The sequence below is a fragment of the Amycolatopsis sp. NPDC089917 genome, from assembly GCF_040684635.1.
Taxonomy (GTDB): domain Bacteria; phylum Actinomycetota; class Actinomycetes; order Mycobacteriales; family Pseudonocardiaceae; genus Amycolatopsis.
Genome location: NZ_JBFBGL010000072.1, coordinates 1 through 18,835, shown reverse-complemented (window position 1 = coordinate 18,835; position 18,835 = coordinate 1). Strand labels below are relative to the sequence as shown.

Below are 18,835 nucleotides of genomic sequence, written 5' to 3'. Positions count from 1 at the left end.
GTTCAGTGTCCAGATTCCTGCATCGTCACGAGGTGCGCCGCCAGGAAGCGGTCGATCAGCTCGCTGATCGGTTCGAGGTCCTCTTCCAGCGCGAAATGCCCGGTGTCGAAGAAGTGAACCTCCGCCGAGGGAACATCATTCCGGAACGCCTCGGCTCCCGCCGGGACGAAGAACGGGTCGTTGCGGCCCCAGACGGCGAGCACGGGCGGCTGCGCTTCCCGCAGCCACGCCTGGAACGCCGGGTACGCGGGCGGGTTGTTCCGGTAGTCCCAGAACAGGTCGAGCATCGCCTCCGCACGGCCGGGGCGTTCGAGGAAATACTGGTCCAGCAGGTAGTTCGAGGGATCGATCGTCTCCGGATCGCGGGCGCCGGTGTACTGATACCGGATCTGTTCCGGTTCGAGGATCGCCTCGAACCCGCGCCGCGCCTCGGTTTCGTCCGTCAGGGAAGGGAAGTCCGGCATCGCCGGTCCGAGCCCCTCGACGTAGGCGTTGCCGTTCTGCGTGATCAGCGCCGCGATCTGGTGCGGCCGCGAGACGGCCAGCCGCAGGCCCGTCGGGGCGCCGAAGTCGAAGACGTAGAGCGCGTACCGGCGCAGTTCCAGCGCGTCCACGAACTCGCCGACCACCTCCGCGAGCCGGTCGAAGGTGAACGTGAACCCCTCGGGGGTGACGGTCTGCCCGAAGCCGGGCAGGTCCGGCGCGACGAGCCGCCACCGGCCGGCGAGGCGGCGCATCAGCCGCACGAACTGGTGCGACGACGTCGGGAAGCCGTGCAGCAGGAGCAGAACGGGTGCGTCGGGATCGCCGGCCTCGCGATAGAAGACCTCGACGTCGCCGAGCTTGACGGAACGGTGCCTGATGGTCGCCACGGACCTCTCCCTAATGGTTAGAACTATCTTGAACCATTAGTACCTGATAGTGTCAAGGCATGCTCGATCTCGACTCGCTCCCCGGTGACGATCTCGCGGTGAACCTCGCCGACACCGTCCTGCTGGCCGTCTCGCCGTCGATCGACCTGCTGGACGACGGGCACGCCAAGTTCTGGGCGACGCAGGAGCCGTTGCTGCCCGAAGGCGCCCGGCCTCCGTCGGCGGAGCGGACGCGGCGGCTGCGGTCGGCGGTGCGCGAGGTGCTGGAGGCCGCCGTGGCCGCGCGGCAGCCCGAGAAGTGGGCGGTCGAGCGGGTCAACGCGGCCGCGGCCGCCGTTCCCACCAGCCCGCGGCTGACGGCCGAAGGTGCCGAGACGTCCTGGCACGGCGAGGACGGCGGCGAGATCGCCCTCGCCGCCGTCGCGGTCGCGGCGATCGACCTGGTGGCCGGACCGCGGGCCGGCCAGCTGCGGCGATGCGGGGCGCACGACTGCTCGATGCTGTTCGTGGCGGCCAACCGGAGGCGGGTCTGGTGCACGCCGTCGCTGTGCGGCAACCGCGTCCGGGTCGCCCGCCACGCCAAGAAGCCCTAAAGCTCCAGCAGCATCCGGCTGTTGCCCAGGGTGTTCGGCTTCACGTACGGCAGGTCGAGGAACTCCGCGACGCCCGGGTCGGCCGAGCGCCGCATCTCCTCGTAGACCTCCTGGGTCACCGGCGTCCCGTCGATCTCGACGAACCCGTGCCCGGCGAAGAAGTGGGTCTCGAAGGTCAGCACGAACAGCCGTTTCAGGCCGATCTCGCGGGCGAGGCCGATCAGCTGGGCGACCAGCGCGTGCCCGATGCCCCGGCCCCGCGAGTCCTTGTCGACCGCGATCGTGCGCAGCTCGGCGATGTCCTCCCACAGCACGTGGAGCGCGCCGCAGCCGAGCACGTCGTCACCGTCCTCGACCACCCAGAACTCCTGGACGCTCTCGTAGAGGGTGACGAGGTCCTTCTCCAGCAGCACGGTCCCCGCGTCGGAGTCGACCAGCACCTTGATCTTGCGGACGTCCGCGATCCGGGCCCGGCGGACGGTGGGGCGGCGGTGGAGGAGAGGGTCTGACGGCACGCCCACCATTAAGCCATCCCCGCGGCCCGGCCCGGTCGAGGGCTCGCCCGAGCGAGCGATCGGCGACCCCGCGAACAGGCCAGCTACCCTAAGGCACGTGCCTTCTCCCACCACTGATCCTGTCGCCACCCGCCGCGTGTCCTTGCTGACCCTCGGTTGCGCCCGCAACGAGGTCGATTCCGAGGAACTCGCCGGACGGCTGGCCGCGGGCGGCTGGGAGCTCGCCGCCGAGCCCGAGGACTCCGACGTCGTGGTCGTCAACACCTGCGGCTTCGTCGAGTCCGCCAAGAAGGATTCGGTCGACACCCTGCTCGCGGCGTCCGACACCGGCAAGAAGGTCGTCGCCGTCGGCTGCATGGCCGAGCGCTACGGCAACGAGCTGGCCGAGAGCCTGCCCGAGGCCGACGCGGTCCTGGGGTTCGACCACTACGCCGACCTCGCCGAGCGCCTCGACGACGTCGTCGCGGGCCGCAAGGTCGAGTCCCACACGCCGTCCGACCGCCGCAAGCTGCTGCCGATCAGCCCGGTCCAGCGCCCGACCGCCGCCGAGTCGGTCGAGGTGCCGGGGCACGCGCAGCACGGCTGGGGCCCGCGCGTGCTGCGGACCCGGCTCGACACCTCCCCGGTGGCCGCGCTGAAGATCGCCTCCGGCTGCGACCGCCGCTGCTCGTTCTGCGCGATCCCGTCGTTCCGCGGCTCCTTCGTGTCGCGGCAGCCGGACGAGATCGTCGCCGAGGCCATGTGGCTCGCGGAGAACGGGGTCAAGGAGGTCTTCCTCGTCTCGGAGAACTCCACCTCCTACGGCAAGGACTTCGGCCGTGACGGCGCCCGCGCGCTCGAACTGCTGGTCCCGCGGCTGGCCGAGGTGCCCGGCATCGAACGCGTCCGCGTCTCCTACCTGCAGCCCGCCGAGACGCGCCCCGGCCTGGTCAAGGCCATCGCGACCACGCCGGGCGTCGCCGACTACTTCGACCTGTCCTTCCAGCACTCCAGCGAGACCGTGCTGCGCCGCATGCGCCGCTTCGGCTCCACGGACTCCTTCCTCGCGTTGTGCGACCAGATCCGCGAGTTCTCGCCGAACGCCGGCATCCGCACCAACGTCATCGTCGGATTCCCCGGCGAGACCGACGAGGACGTCGCCGAGCTGGAGCGCTTCCTGAACGGCGCCCGCCTGGACGCGGTGGGCGTCTTCGGCTACTCGGACGAGGACGGCACCGAGGCCGAGACTTTCGACGGCAAACTCGACGAGTCCGTGGTGGCCGAGCGGGTCGCGCGGATCTCGGCGCTGGTCGAGGAGCTGACGTCGCAGCGGGCCGAGGAGCGCATCGGCGATTTCGTCGACGTCCTGATCGAGCAGGCCGAGGACGGCGAGGACCCGATCGGCCGCGCCGCGCACCAGGCCCCCGAGGTCGACGGCGAATGCGTCCTGATCGAGACGGACGACCTGCCCCAGCTGGCGGTGGGGGACTTCGTGCGCTGCGAGGTCGTCGACTCCGAGGGTGTCGACCTGATCGTGCGGCCCGCGCCGCCCGAGGCCGACCGGTGAATGCCGCCCCGAGCGACGCCGGGGCCGGTGAGGGGACGGGCGGCGAGCACGCCCGGGTACCCGAGGCCACCCCGGTCCCGACCCTGAACCTGGCGAACCTGCTCACGATGTCGCGGCTGGTGCTGGTGCCGCTGTTCGTGATCGCGCTGTTCACCGGCGACGGGGCGGACACCTTCTGGCGGGCGATCGCCACCGCGCTGTTCGCGATCGCGTCGTTCACCGACCAGATCGACGGCTGGGTCGCGCGCAAGTACGGGCTGATCACCGACTTCGGCAAGATCGCCGACCCGATCGCGGACAAGGCGCTGATCGGCGCCGCGCTGATCGGGCTGAGCGTGCTCGGCGAACTGGGCTGGTGGGTCACCATCGTCATCGCGATCCGCGAGATCGGCGTGACGCTGCTGCGGTTCTGGGTGATCCGGCACGGCGTCATCCCGGCCAGCCGGGGCGGCAAGGCCAAGACGCTCGCGCAGATCGCGGCCATCACCGCGTACCTGCTGCCCCTGCCCGCGTCCGCCGAGCCCGTGCGGTGGGTGCTCATGGGGCTCGCGCTCGTGCTGACCGTCGTGACCGGGCTCGACTACGTCGTCCGCGCGGTCCGGCTGCGCTCGGCCGGACGGCGTGCCGCGGGCGCATGAAACCTGAGATCTTGATCACTCACCTGATCGAGCGCGGGGAGACGGTGGCGACGGCCGAGTCGCTGACCGCCGGGCTGGTCTGCGCGACGCTGACCGAGGTCTCCGGTTCGAGTGCCGTCGTCCGGGGCGGGCTGATCGTCTACGCGACCGACCTCAAGGCGTCGCTCGCCGGGGTCGACGAGGACCTCCTCGCCGCGCACGGCGCCGTCCATCCCGAGGTCGCGGCGCAGTTGGCCGCCGGCGCGCGGGACCGGTGCGGCGCCACCTGGGGCCTCGGCCTGACCGGCGTCGCGGGCCCGTCCGGACAGGACGGTGTCGCACCCGGCGTCGTCCACGTCGGGCTCGCCGGGCCGGACGTGCTCACCGTCCGTACGCTGGACTTGAGCGGCGATCGGGCGTCGGTCAGGGCCGGTGCGGTCTCCGGAGCGTTCGCCCTGCTGGGGGAACATCTCGCATGATCGCCGCGTTCGCCCTTGGCGTATTGCCGTGTCAACACCTGCGCCCGGGGCACCGCTCTGGGTAACGTAGGGGGTAGTCAGTCCTGGAAGGGAGGCGCGTGATGACCGTGCTGTTGCGCGAGGCGATCGGCGACCGGCTCCGACACGCCCGCACGAACCAGCGTCGAACGCTGCGGGACATCTCCCGCGCCGCCAGGGTGAGCCTCGGTTACCTCTCCGAGGTCGAGCGCGGGCAGAAGGAGGCGTCCAGCGAGCTGCTGGCGTCCATTTGCGAGGCCCTGGACCTTCCGCTGGGCGAACTCCTGCACAAGGTCGCGGCGGACGTCTCGGCGATGGACAACGTCGAGGTCGCCCCGGTGGACGAGAAGGTCGAAGCGGGCAAGCGGCGCGCTCCGGAGCGGGAAAGCGCCGAAGCGGGCCTCGAAGGCGGTCACCTGGTGTCCGAGCTGATCGGCAACGACCTGGCCGACCTGCGGATCTCGCCGCCGCCGCGGATGAGTCCCGCCCTGCGGACGACGATCTCCGCACCGAAGATGGTCGCCGCCTAGCAAGTTCCGAGAGGGAAAGGCCCCAGGCGATTTCGCCTGGGGCCTCTCTCGTCCGCCCTGGTCAGCTCGCGGCGCCGTCGAACGTGCCCGCCTGGTAGGAGCCGCCCTTGGTGTGCGTGATCACGAGCAGCCGGTTGGCGGCGTTGATCATCGCGACCAGGTAGACCAGCGCGGCGACCTCATCGTCGTCGTAGTGCTCGCGCACCAGCGTCCAGGTCTCGTCCGAGACGCCCTGGTGCGCGTCGGCGAGGCGGGTGCCTTCCTCCGCGAAGGCCAGCGCGGCCCGCTCGGCCCCGGTGAACACGGTGGACTCGCGCCAGGCGGCGACCAGGTTGACCCGGACCGCGGGTTCGCCGGCGGCCGCCAGGTCCTTGGCGTGCGCGTCCACGCAGTAGCCGCAGCCGTTGAGCTGGCTGGCCCGCAGCGACACCAGCTCCTGGGTGACCTTCGGCAGCGTCGAACCCTTGATGCCGACACTGACATTCGCGAAGCGTTTGCCGAGCTTGGCGCCGAGCCCGGTGCCGTTCAGATCGAAACGGGAATCCATGATCTCGCCCTCATTCGTGATCGTCTGCTGAAGCGAACGACCACCAGATGCCGGTGACCGGGCCACGCTGACAACACGAAGACGTGACGTGCGCCACGTCCCGGACGTGTCAGAAACCGGCGAGGTCCGGCGTCTGGTGAGGGACACCGCCCACGGAAAGAGGAGCCGTCCATGTCCGATCCCGCCACGGAGGCGTTCCTCGCCCATCGCAACCTGCTCTTCACCGTCGCCTACGAGATGCTCGGCTCGGCCGCCGACGCGGAGGACGTCCTCCAGGAGACCTGGCTGCGCTGGTCGGGCGTCGACCTCGGCACCGTGGAGAACCCGCGGGCGTACCTGGTCCGCGTCACGACCCGCCAGGCGCTCGGCAGGCTGCGCGCACTCGGCCGCCGCAAGGAGTCCTACGTCGGCCCTTGGCTGCCGGAACCGCTGCTGACCACGCCCGACGTGGCCGACGACGTCGAGCTGGCCGACAGCGTCTCGATGGCGATGCTGCTGGTGCTGGAGACCCTCACCCCGACCGAACGCGCGGTGTTCGTGCTGCGCGAGGTGTTCGACGTGGCCTACGGCGAGATCGCCGAAGCCGTCGGCAAGACCCCGGCCGCGGTCCACCAGATCGCCCACCGGGCCCGGGCGCACGTCGCCGCGCGGCGGCCGCGGGGCGGCGCGTCCCCGGGCGAGACCCGGGACGTGCTCGACGCCTTCCACCGGGCGGTCCGGACGGGTGACCTGCAAGGCCTGCTCGACGTCCTCTCACCCGACGTCGTCTTCCTCGGCGACGGCGGCGGAGTGGTGCAGGCCGTGCTGGAACCCGTGGTCGGGGCCGCGCGGGTCGCGCCGCTGCTGGCCGCGAGCCGTCCGGCGCGGGACGAGGCGGCGTCGATGATGGAGGCGCAGGTCAACGGGTATCCGGCGCTGATCCTCCGGTTCGGCGGCGAGGTCGACACCGTCGTCGCGCTGCGGGTGGAGGACGGCCTTATCACCGGTCTCTACGCCGTGCGCAACCCCGAGAAGTTGTCACGCCTGGAAGAGGAGACCGCGCTGCGCCGCTGACTCCGGCGGTCTTCACCCACGGTCACCGGCCGGTGAACCCGAAAGGTCGTGGACATCACAGTCAGGGGTATCCCTGAATTCCGTCGGGGTCGCCTGGAACGCGGGACGCCGACCTGACACGATGGAACTCAACGCCGGGGTCGGGACGTTGCAACATCACAGAGGGGACGCCCCACCTCGAGGTAACAGCCCGTGGGATGCGAGAAGGCAGGCGGAGGAGATGGCCAACCCGTTCGTGAAGTTCTGGAAGTACATGATGGCGGCGTTCTCGTCGAAGATCGACGAGCACGCCGACCCGAAGGTACAGATCCAGCAGGCCATCGAGGAGGCGCAGCGCAACCACCAGGCGCTGACCCAGCAGGCCGCCTCGGTGATCGGTAACCAGCGTCAGCTGGAGATGAAGCTGAACCGCCAGCTCGGCGACGTGGAGAAGCTCCAGGCTTCGACCCGCCAGGCGCTGGTGCTCGCCGACGAGGCGCGTGCCAAGGGTGACGAGCAGAAGGCGACCGAGTTCGAGAACGCGGCGGAGAGCTTCGCCGCGCAGCTCGTCACCGCCGAGCAGAGCATCGAGGATCTGAAGACCCTGCACGACCAGTCGCTTCAGGCTGCGGAGCAGGCGAAGAAGGCCGTCGAGCGCAACGCGACCATGCTGCAGCAGAAGCTGGCCGAGCGCACCAAGCTGCTCTCGCAGCTGGAGCAGGCGAAGATGCAGGAGCAGGTCTCCGCTTCGCTGAACCAGATGAGCCAGCTGGCCGCGCCGGGCAACACCCCGTCGCTGGAAGACGTTCGCGACAAGATCGAGAAGCGCTACACCACGGCGCTCGGCTCGGCCGAACTCGCACAGAACTCCGTCCAGGGCCGGATGATGGAGGTCCAGGCCTCCACGACGCAGCTCGCGGGACACTCGCGGCTGGAGCAGATCCGCGCGTCCATGAAGGGCGACTCCGTCGCGCAGGTGACCGACGGCAAGACCGCCGCCGCGCCGAAGGCGTCGAGCGGTGCGGACATCCAGCGTGAGATCCAGGCACGGGTTCAGGCCGAACAGGGCAAGAACCCCGCCTGACAATCAACTGGAGCCGGTCCCGCACCCACGCGGGTGCGGGACCGGTCTCCGTGAAGACAGGGGAGAGGGCAATGGGTCGGGGCAGGCGCAGGGACTTCGGGGAGTTCACCGCCAAGCTTGAGAAGCACATCGAGAAGCTGCCTGACTACGCCCAGCGCGCGCAGGAGAAGCTGCAGCGCTACATCCCGCCCTCCGAGGAGGGTGCTTCCCCGCGGCCGGCCCAGTCCCGGCCCGCGCAGCCGCAGCGGCCGCGTCCGCAGATGCCTCAGATGCCGCCCATGCCGAAGATCTCGCAGCAGCTGTCTTCGATGGCTTCTGGGCAGATCCCGGTGGTCGCCGAGGCGAAGGCCAAATGGGCCCGCTGGAACGAGCCCGCCGCCAAACTGGAGAGACAGAAGCGCCGCACGTCCCGTGCGCTGACCTTCTGGATCCTCCTCACCATCCTTTGTGGACTGTACGCGTTCGTCGCGGGCGCCGGCCTGCTGAAGGCGGGCGAGGTCGAAGTCCCCCAAGCCATCGCGGGCGGCGCGTTCGCCGTCGTCTTCGGCACCTTCGGGGTCAAGTCCGGACTGCGGCTGCGGACGCTCAAGCGCACCGTGCTGCCCGCCGCGCCCGCCGCCCCGCCGCCGCTTCCCCCGGCGCGGTCCGTCGCGCGGGAGCCGATGGAGCGTCTCGTCGAGAGCGAGGCCTCGCTGGCGGAGCTGCTTCGCCAGCTTTCGCAGCCGACGTCGCTCGGCACCATGCCGGTTTCGGAGATCGCCGTCGCGGACGCCCGGACCACCGCCGCCGAGGCCGCACAGGCCCTGCGCGGGCTGGCGGGCCGGATCCAGGCCATCGAACGCGGCCGCGACGCCGCGCCCGAACGGGAACGCGGCGCCCTCGACGCCGCCATCAAGCAACTGCGCGAGCAGCTCGAAGACGGCCTCGACGGCTACGGCGGTCTCGTCGCGGCCGCCGGGCACACCGTCGCCGCGAGCTCGGACGGCATGACGTCGTCCAAGGAGTCGCTCTCCGACGCGACCGACAAGCTCGCCGGACTCGCGATGGCCCTGCGCGAACTGTCCTGAACCCGTCACTCGCGTGATCAGACGGATGACACGCGTGATCAGACGGCGAACACGCGTGCTTGAAGGCGGATCTCAGTCATGTCCGTCTGATCACGCGAGATCGCTCTACAATCACGTGAGTTCCGCCTTCAAGCACACGAGTCCGGCCTGGGATCACGCGGGCTGAGCAGGCGCTTTCCTGGACCATCGTCTCATTCGTCGTCGCTAATACTCCATTGCGTAACGACTCGCTCACTGTGCGGTACCGAAACGCTCGCGTAACCCGAAACCGCTGGTTACGGCGACCCGCGATGCCTAACGTTTCTCTCATGCACGCAGTGCTCCTCCCAGCTCGGGCCTGAACCCAGCCCGCGTGAGCGGGCGTCCCAGGGTGGTGGACCGGACACAGTGGATCTCGCGCAGTGGTCTTTCTCGTCCCCACCGAGGAAAGGACGCCCAGTGACGACGCTTCCCCCGGAACCAGAGCCGACCCCCGCACCGCCTCCCAGCTCCTACCAACGTGCCATCGCCGCCTACGACCGGATCTCCGAGGTCGACCGCCCCGACGTCTGGATCACCCTCCGTCCCGTGGAAGACGCCCTCGTGGAAGCGAAGGCGGTCGACGAGCGGGTGCGCGCGGGCGCGGACCTGCCGCTCGCCGGAACCCTGGTGGCGGTCGCCGACGTCATCGACGTCGCCGGTCTTCCGGGGGCGGACGACGAAGCCTGCCGCACCACCGCCACTTCCGTGTCGCGGCTGATCGAGGCCGGGGCGGTGGTGGTCGGCAAGACCAACTGCGACCGCTTGGGCGCCGATCTCGAGCACACCCACAGCCCGTACGGCATCGTGAGCGCCGCCCTGAACACCGCCCGCGTTTCCGGAAGCGCGAGCAGCGGCGCGGCCGTCGCCGTCGCGCTCGGCCTCGTCGATCTGGCCGTCGGCACGGACACGGCGGGCGCGGGCCGGGTGCCCGCGTCGCTCAACGGAATCGTCGGACTGAAACCGACGCTGGGTCTCGTGCCCAAGACCGGTGTCGCGCCGTGCGGCGGAGTCGCCGTGTTCGCGCGCAGTCTCACGCTGGGCCAGTGCGCATTGGGCTTGATGACCGGTCCCGACGAGGCCGACCCGCTCGCGCGCGACTGGCCACCGGACGTCCGGCTGTCGGCCGGGGATCGGCCGAAGGTGGCGATCCCGGGTTCCGGAACGCTCACCGGGCTGTCGCTCCAGTCCCGGTCCGCTTTCCTCGGCGCGGTTTCCGCGCTGCGGGCGTCCGGGGCGCTCGTCGAGACGGTGGAGGTCTCGGCACTGCTGTCGGTGGGCGAGCTGATCCACGACGACGGCTTCACCGCCGACAGGCAGCGCGTCGCCGAGGCGGGGATGCTCGCGCTCCGGATGCTGTCCGAGTACGACGCCCTGGTCCTCCCGACCGTCGCGGACCATCCCGAGGTCTCCGAGGCGCTGTCCGATCCGGACGGTGTCGCGAAACGGCTGGAGCGGTTCACGGCGTTCGTCAACCTGCTCGACCTCGCCGCCGTCACGGTGCCGTCGTCGCCGTCGGATCTCGGACCGTACGGGGTGTCGGTGGTGGTGCGGCCGTTCGACGACCAGGTCGCCATCGACCTCGCCGCCGTGCTCACCGACGAACAGGCCGACTTCCCTTACCCCGCACCGGGCGCGGATCTCGTGGTGTTCGGCGCGCATCTGCGCGGGCAGCCGCTGAACGCGCGCCTGGTCGCCGCGGGGGCGCGGTTCACCGGGCTGGTCCAGACCGGCGAGGGCTATCGGATGCTGTTGCTGCCCACCGATCCACCTCAGCCGGGCGTGGTGCCGGCGAGCGCCACGGGCGAGCGGACGATGCTTTCGGGTGAACGCTGGCGGCTCTCGCCGGCCGCGCTCGGGGCGTTCGCGGCCACCCTGTCCGCCCCGTTCGTCCTTGGCCGGATCCGCCTGGAGAACGGGGACACCCCGCTGGCGGTCCTCGGTGACCAGACCGCCACGGCGACGGCTCCGGAGCTGACGCGGTACCAGTGCTGGCGGGCGTATCTGCGGTTCGTCAGTACGGCCGGGCCGCGAGACCTCGGGCGACCCGCTTGACCAGACCGGGACCGTGCAGGGCGAAACCGGTGTAGAGCTGGACGAGACCGGCGCCGGCGTCGAGCATCCGTGCGGCGGCGCCGGCGTCGAAGATCCCGCCGACGCCGATGATCGGCAGCGTGCCGTCGGTCTCGTCGTGCACGAACCGCACCACTTCGACGGAGCGCGCGGTGAGCGGGCGGCCGGAAAGCCCGCCCGCCTGCTCGCCGACAACGGCCTCGGGCGGCGCGATCCCTTCGCGGGACAACGTCGTGTTGGTCGCGATCAGCCCGGCGACACCGTGGTCGAGGCAGACCTCCAGCAGTTCCGCGAGCGCCTCGTCGGTGAGGTCGGGCGCGACCTTCACCAGCACCGGAGTCGGTTTCGCGTCACCCGCGAGTCCGGCTGACGTCTTCCGGAGTTCCCCGAGCAGTTCCGCCAGCGCGGACTTGTCCTGCAACGCCCGCAGCCCCGGCGTGTTCGGCGAACTGACGTTGATCGCGAAGTAGTCGGCGTACGGGTACAGCGCCCGCAGTGAGAACCGGTAGTCCTCGACGGCCTCGTCGAGCGGGGTCACCTTCGACTTGCCGATGCTGACCCCGAGCGGCACCGGCGGCTTCCCACCGGCGGCGAGGCGGGCCGCGAGCGCCTCCGCGCCTTCGTTGTTGAAACCCATCCGGTTGATCACCGCGTCGGTCTCGGCGAGGGTGAACAGCCGCGGTTTGTCGTTGCCCGGCTGCGGATGCCGGGTGACCGTGCCGACCTCGACGAAACCGAAGCCGAGCGCGGGCCACGCGTGCAGCGCGCGGCCGTTCTTGTCCATCCCGGCGGCGAGGCCGACCCGGTTCGGGAAGCGGAGCCCGAGGAAGGTGACCGGATCGTCCGTCCGGTAGAGCCGGCCGAGCGCGCCGAGCGCGGGGGAGACCCGGCTCAGCCTCGCGAGCGTGCCGATGGTGCGTTCGTGCACGGTCTCGGGGTCGCTGCCGGAGACCCGGTAGAGAGCGGGGCGGACGATCTTGTCGAAGAGCACGGCCCCATCATGCCTGGTGAGCTCTAGCGGCTCGCCTTCCACTCGTCTTCGAGCATCGCGAAGACGAGTTCGTCACACCACTCGCCCTTCACGATCTCGTTCTGCCGCAGATGCGCTTCCTTCTTCATGCCGAGGCGTTCCATCAGCGTGGCCGACGCGGTGTTGCGTCCGTCACAGCGGCCGATGATCCGGTGCAGCCCCAGCTCTTCGAAGCCGAGCCGCAGCAGTTCGGTGGCGGCTTCCGCGGCGAGGCCCTTCCCGTGGTGGTCGGGGTGGAAGACGAAACCGATCTCGCCCTGGCGGTGCTCGCTGCTGAGGTATTCGAGGTTCAGGTCGCCGATCAGCTGCCCGGTCCCGGTCAGCTCCACAGCCACCGCGAGGAACTGGCCTTCCTTCGACAGGCTGCTGCTGTGCACCCGTTTGGCGAGCGCGGCGGCGGATTCGGCCCGGCTGCGCGGACCCCAGTAGAGGTAGCGGGCGACGTCGGCGCGGGACTGGAAGGAGTTCAGTTCGTCGAGATCCGCCGACGTGAAGGCGCGGAGGGTCAGGCGCTGGGTGGTGATCGGGAAGTCGGGCCTCAACATGGCGTCAGGCTATCCAGTCTGCGGGGTTCCCGTGGTGGGAACGGCGGCGGACGGTTCTCCGGGGCGGTGGATGGTCCCGTCCGGCCTCGCGGAAGGGGCAACCGCCCGGGAACGGGGCCGGAAATAAGGGTACCCCCGAGGTGGCTCCCGGACGCCGGAATCGGCGACCGGGCCCGAGCCGGACCGGTGCTCGGGAATCTCGGGGGCCCGGTGACTGCCTGGTATTCGCTATCAGGCACCACGCGAAGCAGAGACGACGAGCCGAAGGTGGCTCCAACTTGCGTTGTATCGCTGCTCAAAAGTCCTACGCGTGCGGTCCGCTAGCGGACAGTCACCTCACGAGTCCTGTTGGAATACAACTTTGGACCACCTCCTCTCTCGTGTACCGCCACGCTATGCGAGGGGTTCGAGGTCCTGCAACAAGATTTTCTCGATCTCGGTCAGCAGGACGGTTTTGTCCGCCGAGGGCTGAAAGGACGCTTCCACGGCGTTCTTCGCCAACCGGGCGATTTCGTCCGCCGTCAGGCCCAGGGTTTCGGCGACCGCCACGTACTCGCCGTCGAGGGTGGCGCCGAACATCGGCGGGTCGTCGGTGTTGAGCGTGACCACCACGCCGTGGTCGAGCAGACGCCGCACGGGATGCGCCGCGATCGACGGGACCTGTCCGGTCCGGACGTTCGACGTCGGGCAGACCTCCAGTGGGATCCGTTGCGTGGCAAGGTGTTCCAGCAGGGCCGGATCGGTGTGCGCGCCGACGCCGTGCCCGATCCGCTCCGCGCCGAGATCGTGCACCGCCGACCAGACGGTGGCCGGTCCGGTGGTCTCGCCCGCGTGCGGGACGCTGTGCAGCCCCGCCTCCCTGGCGGTGGTGAAGAACGGGGCGAATTGCGCGCGGCCGACGCCGATCTCGGGGCCGCCGAGCCCGAAGGACACCAGTCCCTCGGGGCGTTCGCGGAGCGCGAACACGACCGTCTCGCGTCCGGCGACAACGCCCTTCTCGCCGGGAATGTCGAAGCACCAGGCCAGTTCCACCCCGTGGTCCGCCCTCGCCGCCGCCCGGCCCGTCGCGAGACCGGTGAGCAGATCGTCCGCAGGCATGCCGTCGAGGAGGTGGTTGTACGGCGTCACGGTCACTTCGGCGTAGCGGGCGTTCTGCGTGGCCAGATCGGCCGCCAGCCCGGTGACGAGGGTGTGGACGTCGCGGGCGTCGCGCACTAGCGACGTCACCGCCAGGTAGGTGCGGAGGAAATGCGGGAAATCGCGGAAGGTGAAGAACTCGGCGAGGTCGCCCGCCTCGGTCGGCACCCCGGCGGACGGGCGGCGGCGGGCCAGTTCCAGCACCGTGGGCAGGCTCGCCGAACCGACGAGGTGGACGTGGAGTTCGACCTTGGGCAGGGCGTGCACGAACGCGCGCAGCGCCTCGCCCGTGAGGATTCCGGGCATGACAAAGCTCCCTGGGGAAAGGAAGGAAGGGTGACGTGCGGGAGAGCGGACGGCTCAGGGAGCGAGGTCGCCGCGTTCGGTGTCGGCCCCGTAGAGCGGGAGCTTGAACAGCGTCACGAGTCCAGCTTAGCCGCCGGGAGCGGGCCCGGACTGGCATTTCGGGCAGAACCAGGTCGGCCTCGCCTGGTGTCCCGGTCCCTGGGACGCGACCTTGAGCCGTCCGCCGCAACGGAAGCAGCCTTGTTTGGTCCGTTCGTAGACCCAGTGCTCGCGGCCGCGCCGCAGATCGCCGGTGGTGGTCTGCGAGGTGCGCCACGCGTTGGTCTTCAGCAGTTTGCGCCCGAGCGCGACCGCTTTCGCCGTGTCCACTTCGGACACCGGCGTCCACGGCGTGACACCGAGCAGGAAACACATCTCGACCTTGTACATGTTCCCGATCCCCGCCATGATCCGCTGGTCCAGCAGGGCGTCGCCCAGTTCGCGATCCGGATCCGCGGCCAGCGCGGCCGCCGCCCGCTCCGCGAGTTCGTCCGTCCACTGTGGATCGAGCAGATCCGGCCCGAGATGCCCGACCAGACGGTCTTCTTCGTTCGTGGGCACGAGTTCGAGGTCGTGCACGCGGAACCCGATCGCCTGGAGGTCCTCGGTGGCGAGGATGACCCGCGCCTGATGCGCCGGATTGCGCCAGCGCGCGCCTGTCCGGTAGACGTCCCATTTGCCGTCCATGCGCAGGTGGCTGTGCAGCGTGAGATCGCCGGAGAACCGCGTCAGCAGATGCTTGCCGACGGTGCCGACGCCGAGCACGTCGCGTCCGGCGAGATCCGTCGTGGCCAGCTGCGGGACCCTGAACTCGCCTCGCAGCAGGGTCTTCCCGGCCAACGCCTTGTCGAGGACCTTGCCGGCGAGGAAGACCGTGTCGCCTTCGGGCATCGGCGCCTACCCCGTGCCGGTGTCGCTCAGCTTGGCGGACTCCGTGGCCTCTTCGGTGGTCTCGGGCTCTTCCTCGCCGCGGACGCGATGCCGTCCGGCCCGGCTGGAGCGGAGGACCTTCGCCAGCACCATGTTGAAGGTGAGCGCGATCTCCTGCGCGCCGGGGGAGTGCCACTCGTGGATCGGGCTGCACGCGCCCTGCGCCTGCTGCACCGCGAGCCGGTCCGGGATGGCCGTCGGCATCACCAGCGGGCCGAAGTTCTCCCGCAGCTCCGCGACACGGAACTGGTGCTCGTAGGAGCGCACGCGGAGCTTGTTGACCACGACGCCGATCGGCCGCAGGCCCGGGTTCTGCTCCTCGCGGATCTTCTCGATCGCGTCGAGCGCGCGGCGGGCGCCGGAGACGGCGTACATCGTCGGCTCGGTGACGATCAGGGCGCTGTCCGCGGCCACCAGCGCCGAGCGGGTCAGCCTGCCGAGCGACGGAGGGCAGTCGAGGATCACCAGTTCGTAGGGTTCCTCGCGCAGCGGGTTCGTGTGCAGTTCGTCGAGTGCCCGGGAAAGGTTTTCCAGGCGGCGGCTGTCGGCGTCGGGCTCGTTGAGCATCTCGAGCTCTTCGGCGCCGACGAGGACGTCGATCTGGTCGCTCCACACGCTGGGCGCGATCGCGCGTTCGAGCACCGAGCGCACCGGCGTCTCCAGGACGTCGGCCAGCGTGCGATCGGTGAAAGGCGGGTCCAGCGAGGTCGTGGCGTTGCCTTGCGGGTCGAGGTCGGCCACGAGAGTCCGGGCGCCCCTACGCAGCGCGGCGGACGCGACACCGAGGGCTACCGTCGTTTTACCGACGCCACCCTTCAGGCTGAGAACAGCGACCGTGTGCACTCGATACAGCCTACGGGCAGTCGGCGGGGCGGCTCCTTGGCAAGGTGTCGAACACCGCATCGGACTACACCCGACGGTGCCCGGAAGGCGGGCATTACGCTGTGCGTTCATGAAGACGGACACCGTGGCCACGCGGGGATCGGGGGCGGTTCGCCGGGTTCTCGAAGCAGAACTCCGGGCCGTACGAGCGCGAGGTGGACAGCAGCCGCACGTCGTCGACGTCGGCGGGGGCAGCGGCGGCTGGGCGGTGCCGCTGGCCTCGGCGGGCTGCCTGGTGACCGTGGTCGAACCCAACCCCAACGCCCTGGCCACCCTGCGCCGCCGGGCCGAGGAAGAGGGCGTCTCCGGCAGCATCACGGTGATCGCCGACGACTCCGACGCGCTCGGTGCCCACGTCGCGGCCGGATCGGCCGACCTCGTCCTCGCGCACGGCCTGCTCGAAGTCGTCGACGACCCGGCGCTGGTGCTCGCCGCGCTGGCCGCCGCGGTCAAACCCGGCGGCGCGGTCTCGGTGCTGGTGGCGAACCGCCACGCGGCGATCCTGCAGCGCGCGCTGGCCGGACGGCTCGGTGAGGCGCGGGAACTGCTCGCGGCCGAGAGCGGCGTGCTGGGCGGCGGCCGGGAGACCGTGTTGCGGCGCTTCGACGCCGAAGCGCTCCGCGCGCAGCTGATCGCCGTGGGGCTCGACGTGACCTCGCTGCAGGGTGACGGCGTCGTGGCGGACTTCGTGCCCGGCGGGGTGCGGGAAGAGGACCTGGCGGAGTTCGAGCTCGCGGCCGCGTCCGTCCCACCGCTGCGGGACATCTCCAGCCGGCTGCACGTCCTGGCCCGGCGCCCGGCCTGACCCTCGCGAGCTTCTCCGGATGTCATGAAAGGGTCGTTCAGGACGAAAAGTGTCCTGAACGACCCTTTCATGACACTTCGGGGTCAGGCGCGGCGGGAATTGTCGGTGGTCCCGGCTAGCGTCCACCCGTGGGGAGAAACGCTGAACTGCCCGGCGGGATGGCCCGCTACCGGGTGACCACCGGGGCCACCACCTGGCCGGACGACACCGGCTGCGGCCTGCTGCACGTCGACATGGACGCCTTCTTCGTGTCCTGTGAACTGCGCACGCGCCCGGAGCTGGTAGGCAAGCCGGTGGTCGTGTCGGGCGGCGGCCCGAGGTCGGTCGTGGCGGCGGCGAGCTACGCGGCGCGTGAGTTCGGCGTCCGGTCGGCCATGCCGTTCTCGACCGCCAAACGGCTCTGCCCGCAGCTGATCTGCATCACCCCGACACCCGGTCTCTACGGCGAGGTGTCCCAAGGCGTCATGGGGATCTTCCGGGAGCTGACACCGCTCGTGGAGCCGCTGAGCCTGGACGAGGCCTTCCTGGACGTCAGCGGGGCGCTCAAGCGGCTGGATTCCTCGCCCGCGCGCCTCGGGGCCCGGATCCGCGAGCGGGTGGCCGCCGACTTCGGGATCAGCTGCTCGGTCGGCGTCGCGAAGGTCAAGTTCGTCGCCAAGCTGGCGTCCGGGATGGCGAAACCGGACGGCATGGTCGTCGTCCCGGCGGCCGAGACGCTCGCGTTCCTGCATCCGCTGCCGGTGTCGGCGCTGTGGGGCGTCGGCAAGCGCACCGAGGAGCATCTGCGGCAGCAGGGCCTCGACACCATCGCCGACGTCGCCACCGCGCCACTGGTCCGGCTGCGGCGTTCGCTGGGCCGGGCGCTGGGGGAGCACCTGTGGGCGCTCGCGAACGGGCACGACGACCGCGAGGTGGTCCCGGAGACGCCGGACAAGTCGATCGGCGCCGAAGTGACCTTCGACGTCGACCTCCACGACCGCGCGGCGCTCGGGCTGGAACTGCTCCGGCTGTCGGAGCGCGTCGCCGCGACCCTGCGCCGCCGGGGGCTGCGCGGCCGGACCGTGTCGATCAAGGTCCGGTTCGCGGATTTCAAGACCATCACCCGCGCCAGGACAACCGCCGTCCCGGTGGACGTGGCCCGCGACATCCACCGCACCGCCGTCGATCTCCTCGCCGAGCACGCGCCGACGGGCGCAGTCCGCCTGATCGGCGTAAGAGTCGAAGGATTGGACACGGAGAGTGATGGAGAGCAGCTGCTTTTCGCGTCGTCGGAACCCCGTTGGCGGGATGCGGAAGTGGCGGCCGACGTCGCGAGGTCGAAGTTCGGCGCGGCCGCCGTGCGGCCCGCGTCACTGCTGACACCCCGTGACCAGTGACAATGCCTGGTCGGCCGTCTTCGAGAGAGCCGAGTCGGGTGGTTTCGGCCAATTCGATCCCTTCCGGATACGGGATCGGGTAGTCGGACGAGCGCGGGGCTCGTATCCTGGACAGAGACACCCCGCCTGGGGTTGTCTGTTGGGTCCATGACGTTGCGCGGCCCGGCGCCCGCGACAGCTGTGCCGGAGGAGGAAAGATGCCACTCTCCGAGCATGAGCAGCGGCTGCTCGATCAGATCGAGCGCGAGCTCTATGCCGAGGACCCCAAGTTCGCATCCACGGTGCGAGGCACCCGGTTGCGCCGCCCCGCCCGCCGACGGCGTTTGCAGGGCATCGCCCTGTTCGTAGTGGGCGTCGCACTTCTGGTGCTCGGCGTGGTGGTCAACATCCGGGTGGCCGAGATCCCAGTGATCAGCGTGCTCGGGTTCCTCGTGATGTTCTTCGGAGTCATGATGGCCGTCACATCGATTCGGCACGGAGCCGAAGCGGAGGGCGGTAAGGAGAGCGGTGGCCCGGGGGCCGGCGGAGGTGGCGGCGGTAAGTCGTCCCCGCGCCGGAGCTCGTTCACCCAGCGCATGGAAGAGCGCTTCCGCCAGCGCTTCGAGGAGCAATAGCTCTCACACACGCGAACATGCCGACGGGGCCGCGCCCCGTCGGCATGTTCGCGTTGTCCTGACGCGCAAGCGGCCGGCTGCTTGCGCCACCCCGCTCAAGTCCGTGAAGGCCTCCTTGAGGGACCCAGAGTCCCTCAAGGAGGCCTTCACGGACATACGGGAGTCCCCCGGAGTTCCTGG

20 protein-coding genes are annotated in these 18,835 nt (G+C 70.3%); 12 read left to right on the top strand and 8 right to left on the bottom strand.

Translation table 11 applies throughout. The features are described 5' to 3' along the window. Positions 1 to 2: 2 nt before the first annotated feature. Entirely contained in the window at positions 3 to 872 is an 870-nt protein-coding gene (locus AB0N89_RS34920; protein WP_364213909.1) for an alpha/beta hydrolase, read from the bottom strand. Positions 873 to 931: 59 nt separating this feature from the next. Between AB0N89_RS34920 and AB0N89_RS34915 the strand changes: the two genes are divergently transcribed. Next, positions 932 to 1,465, top strand: coding sequence for a CGNR zinc finger domain-containing protein (locus tag AB0N89_RS34915; protein WP_364213906.1), 534 nt, complete (start codon positions 932 to 934; stop codon positions 1,463 to 1,465). On the opposite strand, the gene AB0N89_RS34910 is transcribed toward AB0N89_RS34915, so the two are convergent. After that, entirely contained in the window at positions 1,462 to 1,989 is a 528-nt protein-coding gene (locus AB0N89_RS34910; RefSeq protein ID WP_364213903.1) for an amino-acid N-acetyltransferase, read from the bottom strand. The genes AB0N89_RS34915 and AB0N89_RS34910 overlap by 4 nt on opposite strands. 88 nt (positions 1,990 to 2,077) lie before the next feature. On the opposite strand from AB0N89_RS34910, the gene rimO reads away from it, so the two are divergent. The 4 genes from rimO to AB0N89_RS34890 all read left to right on the top strand — a co-directional run bounded on the left by rimO (position 2,078) and on the right by AB0N89_RS34890 (position 5,170). After that, the gene (gene rimO / locus AB0N89_RS34905) at positions 2,078 to 3,526 is read left to right on the top strand and encodes a 30S ribosomal protein S12 methylthiotransferase RimO (RefSeq protein WP_364213900.1); all 1,449 of its coding nucleotides are present in this window, start codon (positions 2,078 to 2,080) and stop codon (positions 3,524 to 3,526) included. After that, positions 3,523 to 4,164, top strand: coding sequence for a CDP-diacylglycerol--glycerol-3-phosphate 3-phosphatidyltransferase (gene pgsA / locus AB0N89_RS34900; RefSeq protein WP_364213898.1), 642 nt, complete (start codon positions 3,523 to 3,525; stop codon positions 4,162 to 4,164). The genes rimO and pgsA overlap by 4 nt, the downstream gene beginning before the upstream one ends. Then, positions 4,161 to 4,622, top strand: coding sequence for a nicotinamide-nucleotide amidohydrolase family protein (locus AB0N89_RS34895; RefSeq protein WP_364213895.1), 462 nt, complete (start codon positions 4,161 to 4,163; stop codon positions 4,620 to 4,622). The genes pgsA and AB0N89_RS34895 overlap by 4 nt, the downstream gene beginning before the upstream one ends. Positions 4,623 to 4,723: 101 nt before the next feature. Next, positions 4,724 to 5,170, top strand: a complete 447-nt coding sequence (locus AB0N89_RS34890) for a helix-turn-helix transcriptional regulator (RefSeq protein ID WP_039917637.1) — start codon at positions 4,724 to 4,726, stop codon at positions 5,168 to 5,170. Positions 5,171 to 5,231: 61 nt separating this feature from the next. Here the strand turns inward: AB0N89_RS34890 and AB0N89_RS34885 are convergent, their stop codons facing one another. Continuing rightward, the gene (locus AB0N89_RS34885; protein ID WP_364213891.1) at positions 5,232 to 5,717 is read right to left on the bottom strand and encodes a carboxymuconolactone decarboxylase family protein; all 486 of its coding nucleotides are present in this window, start codon (positions 5,715 to 5,717) and stop codon (positions 5,232 to 5,234) included. Between the two features lie 171 nt (positions 5,718 to 5,888). Here AB0N89_RS34885 and AB0N89_RS34880 point away from each other — a divergent pair, with 171 nt between their 5' ends. The 4 genes from AB0N89_RS34880 (at position 5,889) to AB0N89_RS34865 (ending at position 10,973) form a co-directional block, all read left to right on the top strand. Next, positions 5,889 to 6,770, top strand: coding sequence for an RNA polymerase sigma-70 factor (locus AB0N89_RS34880; protein ID WP_364213888.1), 882 nt, complete (start codon positions 5,889 to 5,891; stop codon positions 6,768 to 6,770). Positions 6,771 to 6,990: 220 nt separating this feature from the next. Next, on the top strand, positions 6,991 to 7,833 hold the full coding sequence (locus tag AB0N89_RS34875) for a PspA/IM30 family protein (RefSeq protein ID WP_020637705.1): 843 nt from the start codon (positions 6,991 to 6,993) through the stop codon (positions 7,831 to 7,833). Between the two features lie 71 nt (positions 7,834 to 7,904). Next, positions 7,905 to 8,900: a hypothetical protein gene (locus AB0N89_RS34870; protein ID WP_364213885.1), complete on the top strand. Its 996-nt coding sequence runs from the start codon at positions 7,905 to 7,907 to the stop codon at positions 8,898 to 8,900. 438 nt (positions 8,901 to 9,338) lie between these two features. Further along, a complete protein-coding gene (locus AB0N89_RS34865; RefSeq protein ID WP_364213882.1) occupies positions 9,339 to 10,973 on the top strand; it encodes an amidase family protein in 1,635 nt (544 codons plus the stop codon). On the opposite strand, the gene AB0N89_RS34860 is transcribed toward AB0N89_RS34865, so the two are convergent. The 5 genes from AB0N89_RS34860 to AB0N89_RS34840 all read right to left on the bottom strand — a co-directional run bounded on the left by AB0N89_RS34860 (position 10,933) and on the right by AB0N89_RS34840 (position 15,821). Beyond that, positions 10,933 to 11,982: a quinone-dependent dihydroorotate dehydrogenase gene (locus AB0N89_RS34860; protein ID WP_364213879.1), complete on the bottom strand. Its 1,050-nt coding sequence runs from the start codon at positions 11,980 to 11,982 to the stop codon at positions 10,933 to 10,935. The two genes, AB0N89_RS34865 and AB0N89_RS34860, sit on opposite strands and share 41 nt — an antisense overlap. Positions 11,983 to 12,005: 23 nt before the next feature. Further along, positions 12,006 to 12,566, bottom strand: a complete 561-nt coding sequence (locus AB0N89_RS34855) for a GNAT family protein (RefSeq protein ID WP_364213876.1) — start codon at positions 12,564 to 12,566, stop codon at positions 12,006 to 12,008. A 393-nt stretch (positions 12,567 to 12,959) separates the two neighbouring features. Then, on the bottom strand, positions 12,960 to 14,009 hold the full coding sequence (gene add / locus AB0N89_RS34850) for an adenosine deaminase (protein ID WP_364213873.1): 1,050 nt from the start codon (positions 14,007 to 14,009) through the stop codon (positions 12,960 to 12,962). A 126-nt stretch (positions 14,010 to 14,135) separates the two neighbouring features. Continuing rightward, complete coding sequence (locus AB0N89_RS34845) at positions 14,136 to 14,939, bottom strand: DNA-formamidopyrimidine glycosylase family protein (protein WP_364213870.1); 804 nt, start codon at positions 14,937 to 14,939, stop codon at positions 14,136 to 14,138. 6 nt (positions 14,940 to 14,945) lie between these two features. Further along, complete coding sequence (locus tag AB0N89_RS34840) at positions 14,946 to 15,821, bottom strand: ParA family protein (protein WP_364213867.1); 876 nt, start codon at positions 15,819 to 15,821, stop codon at positions 14,946 to 14,948. A 109-nt stretch (positions 15,822 to 15,930) separates the two neighbouring features. Between AB0N89_RS34840 and AB0N89_RS34835 the strand changes: the two genes are divergently transcribed. The 3 genes from AB0N89_RS34835 to AB0N89_RS34825 all read left to right on the top strand — a co-directional run bounded on the left by AB0N89_RS34835 (position 15,931) and on the right by AB0N89_RS34825 (position 18,655). Further along, positions 15,931 to 16,665, top strand: a complete 735-nt coding sequence (locus AB0N89_RS34835) for a methyltransferase domain-containing protein (protein ID WP_364213864.1) — start codon at positions 15,931 to 15,933, stop codon at positions 16,663 to 16,665. Between the two features lie 158 nt (positions 16,666 to 16,823). Then, positions 16,824 to 18,041: a DNA polymerase IV gene (dinB, locus tag AB0N89_RS34830; protein WP_364213968.1), complete on the top strand. Its 1,218-nt coding sequence runs from the start codon at positions 16,824 to 16,826 to the stop codon at positions 18,039 to 18,041. 197 nt (positions 18,042 to 18,238) lie between these two features. Further along, positions 18,239 to 18,655, top strand: a complete 417-nt coding sequence (locus AB0N89_RS34825; RefSeq protein ID WP_364213861.1) for a DUF3040 domain-containing protein — start codon at positions 18,239 to 18,241, stop codon at positions 18,653 to 18,655. Positions 18,656 to 18,835: the final 180 nt, after the last annotated feature.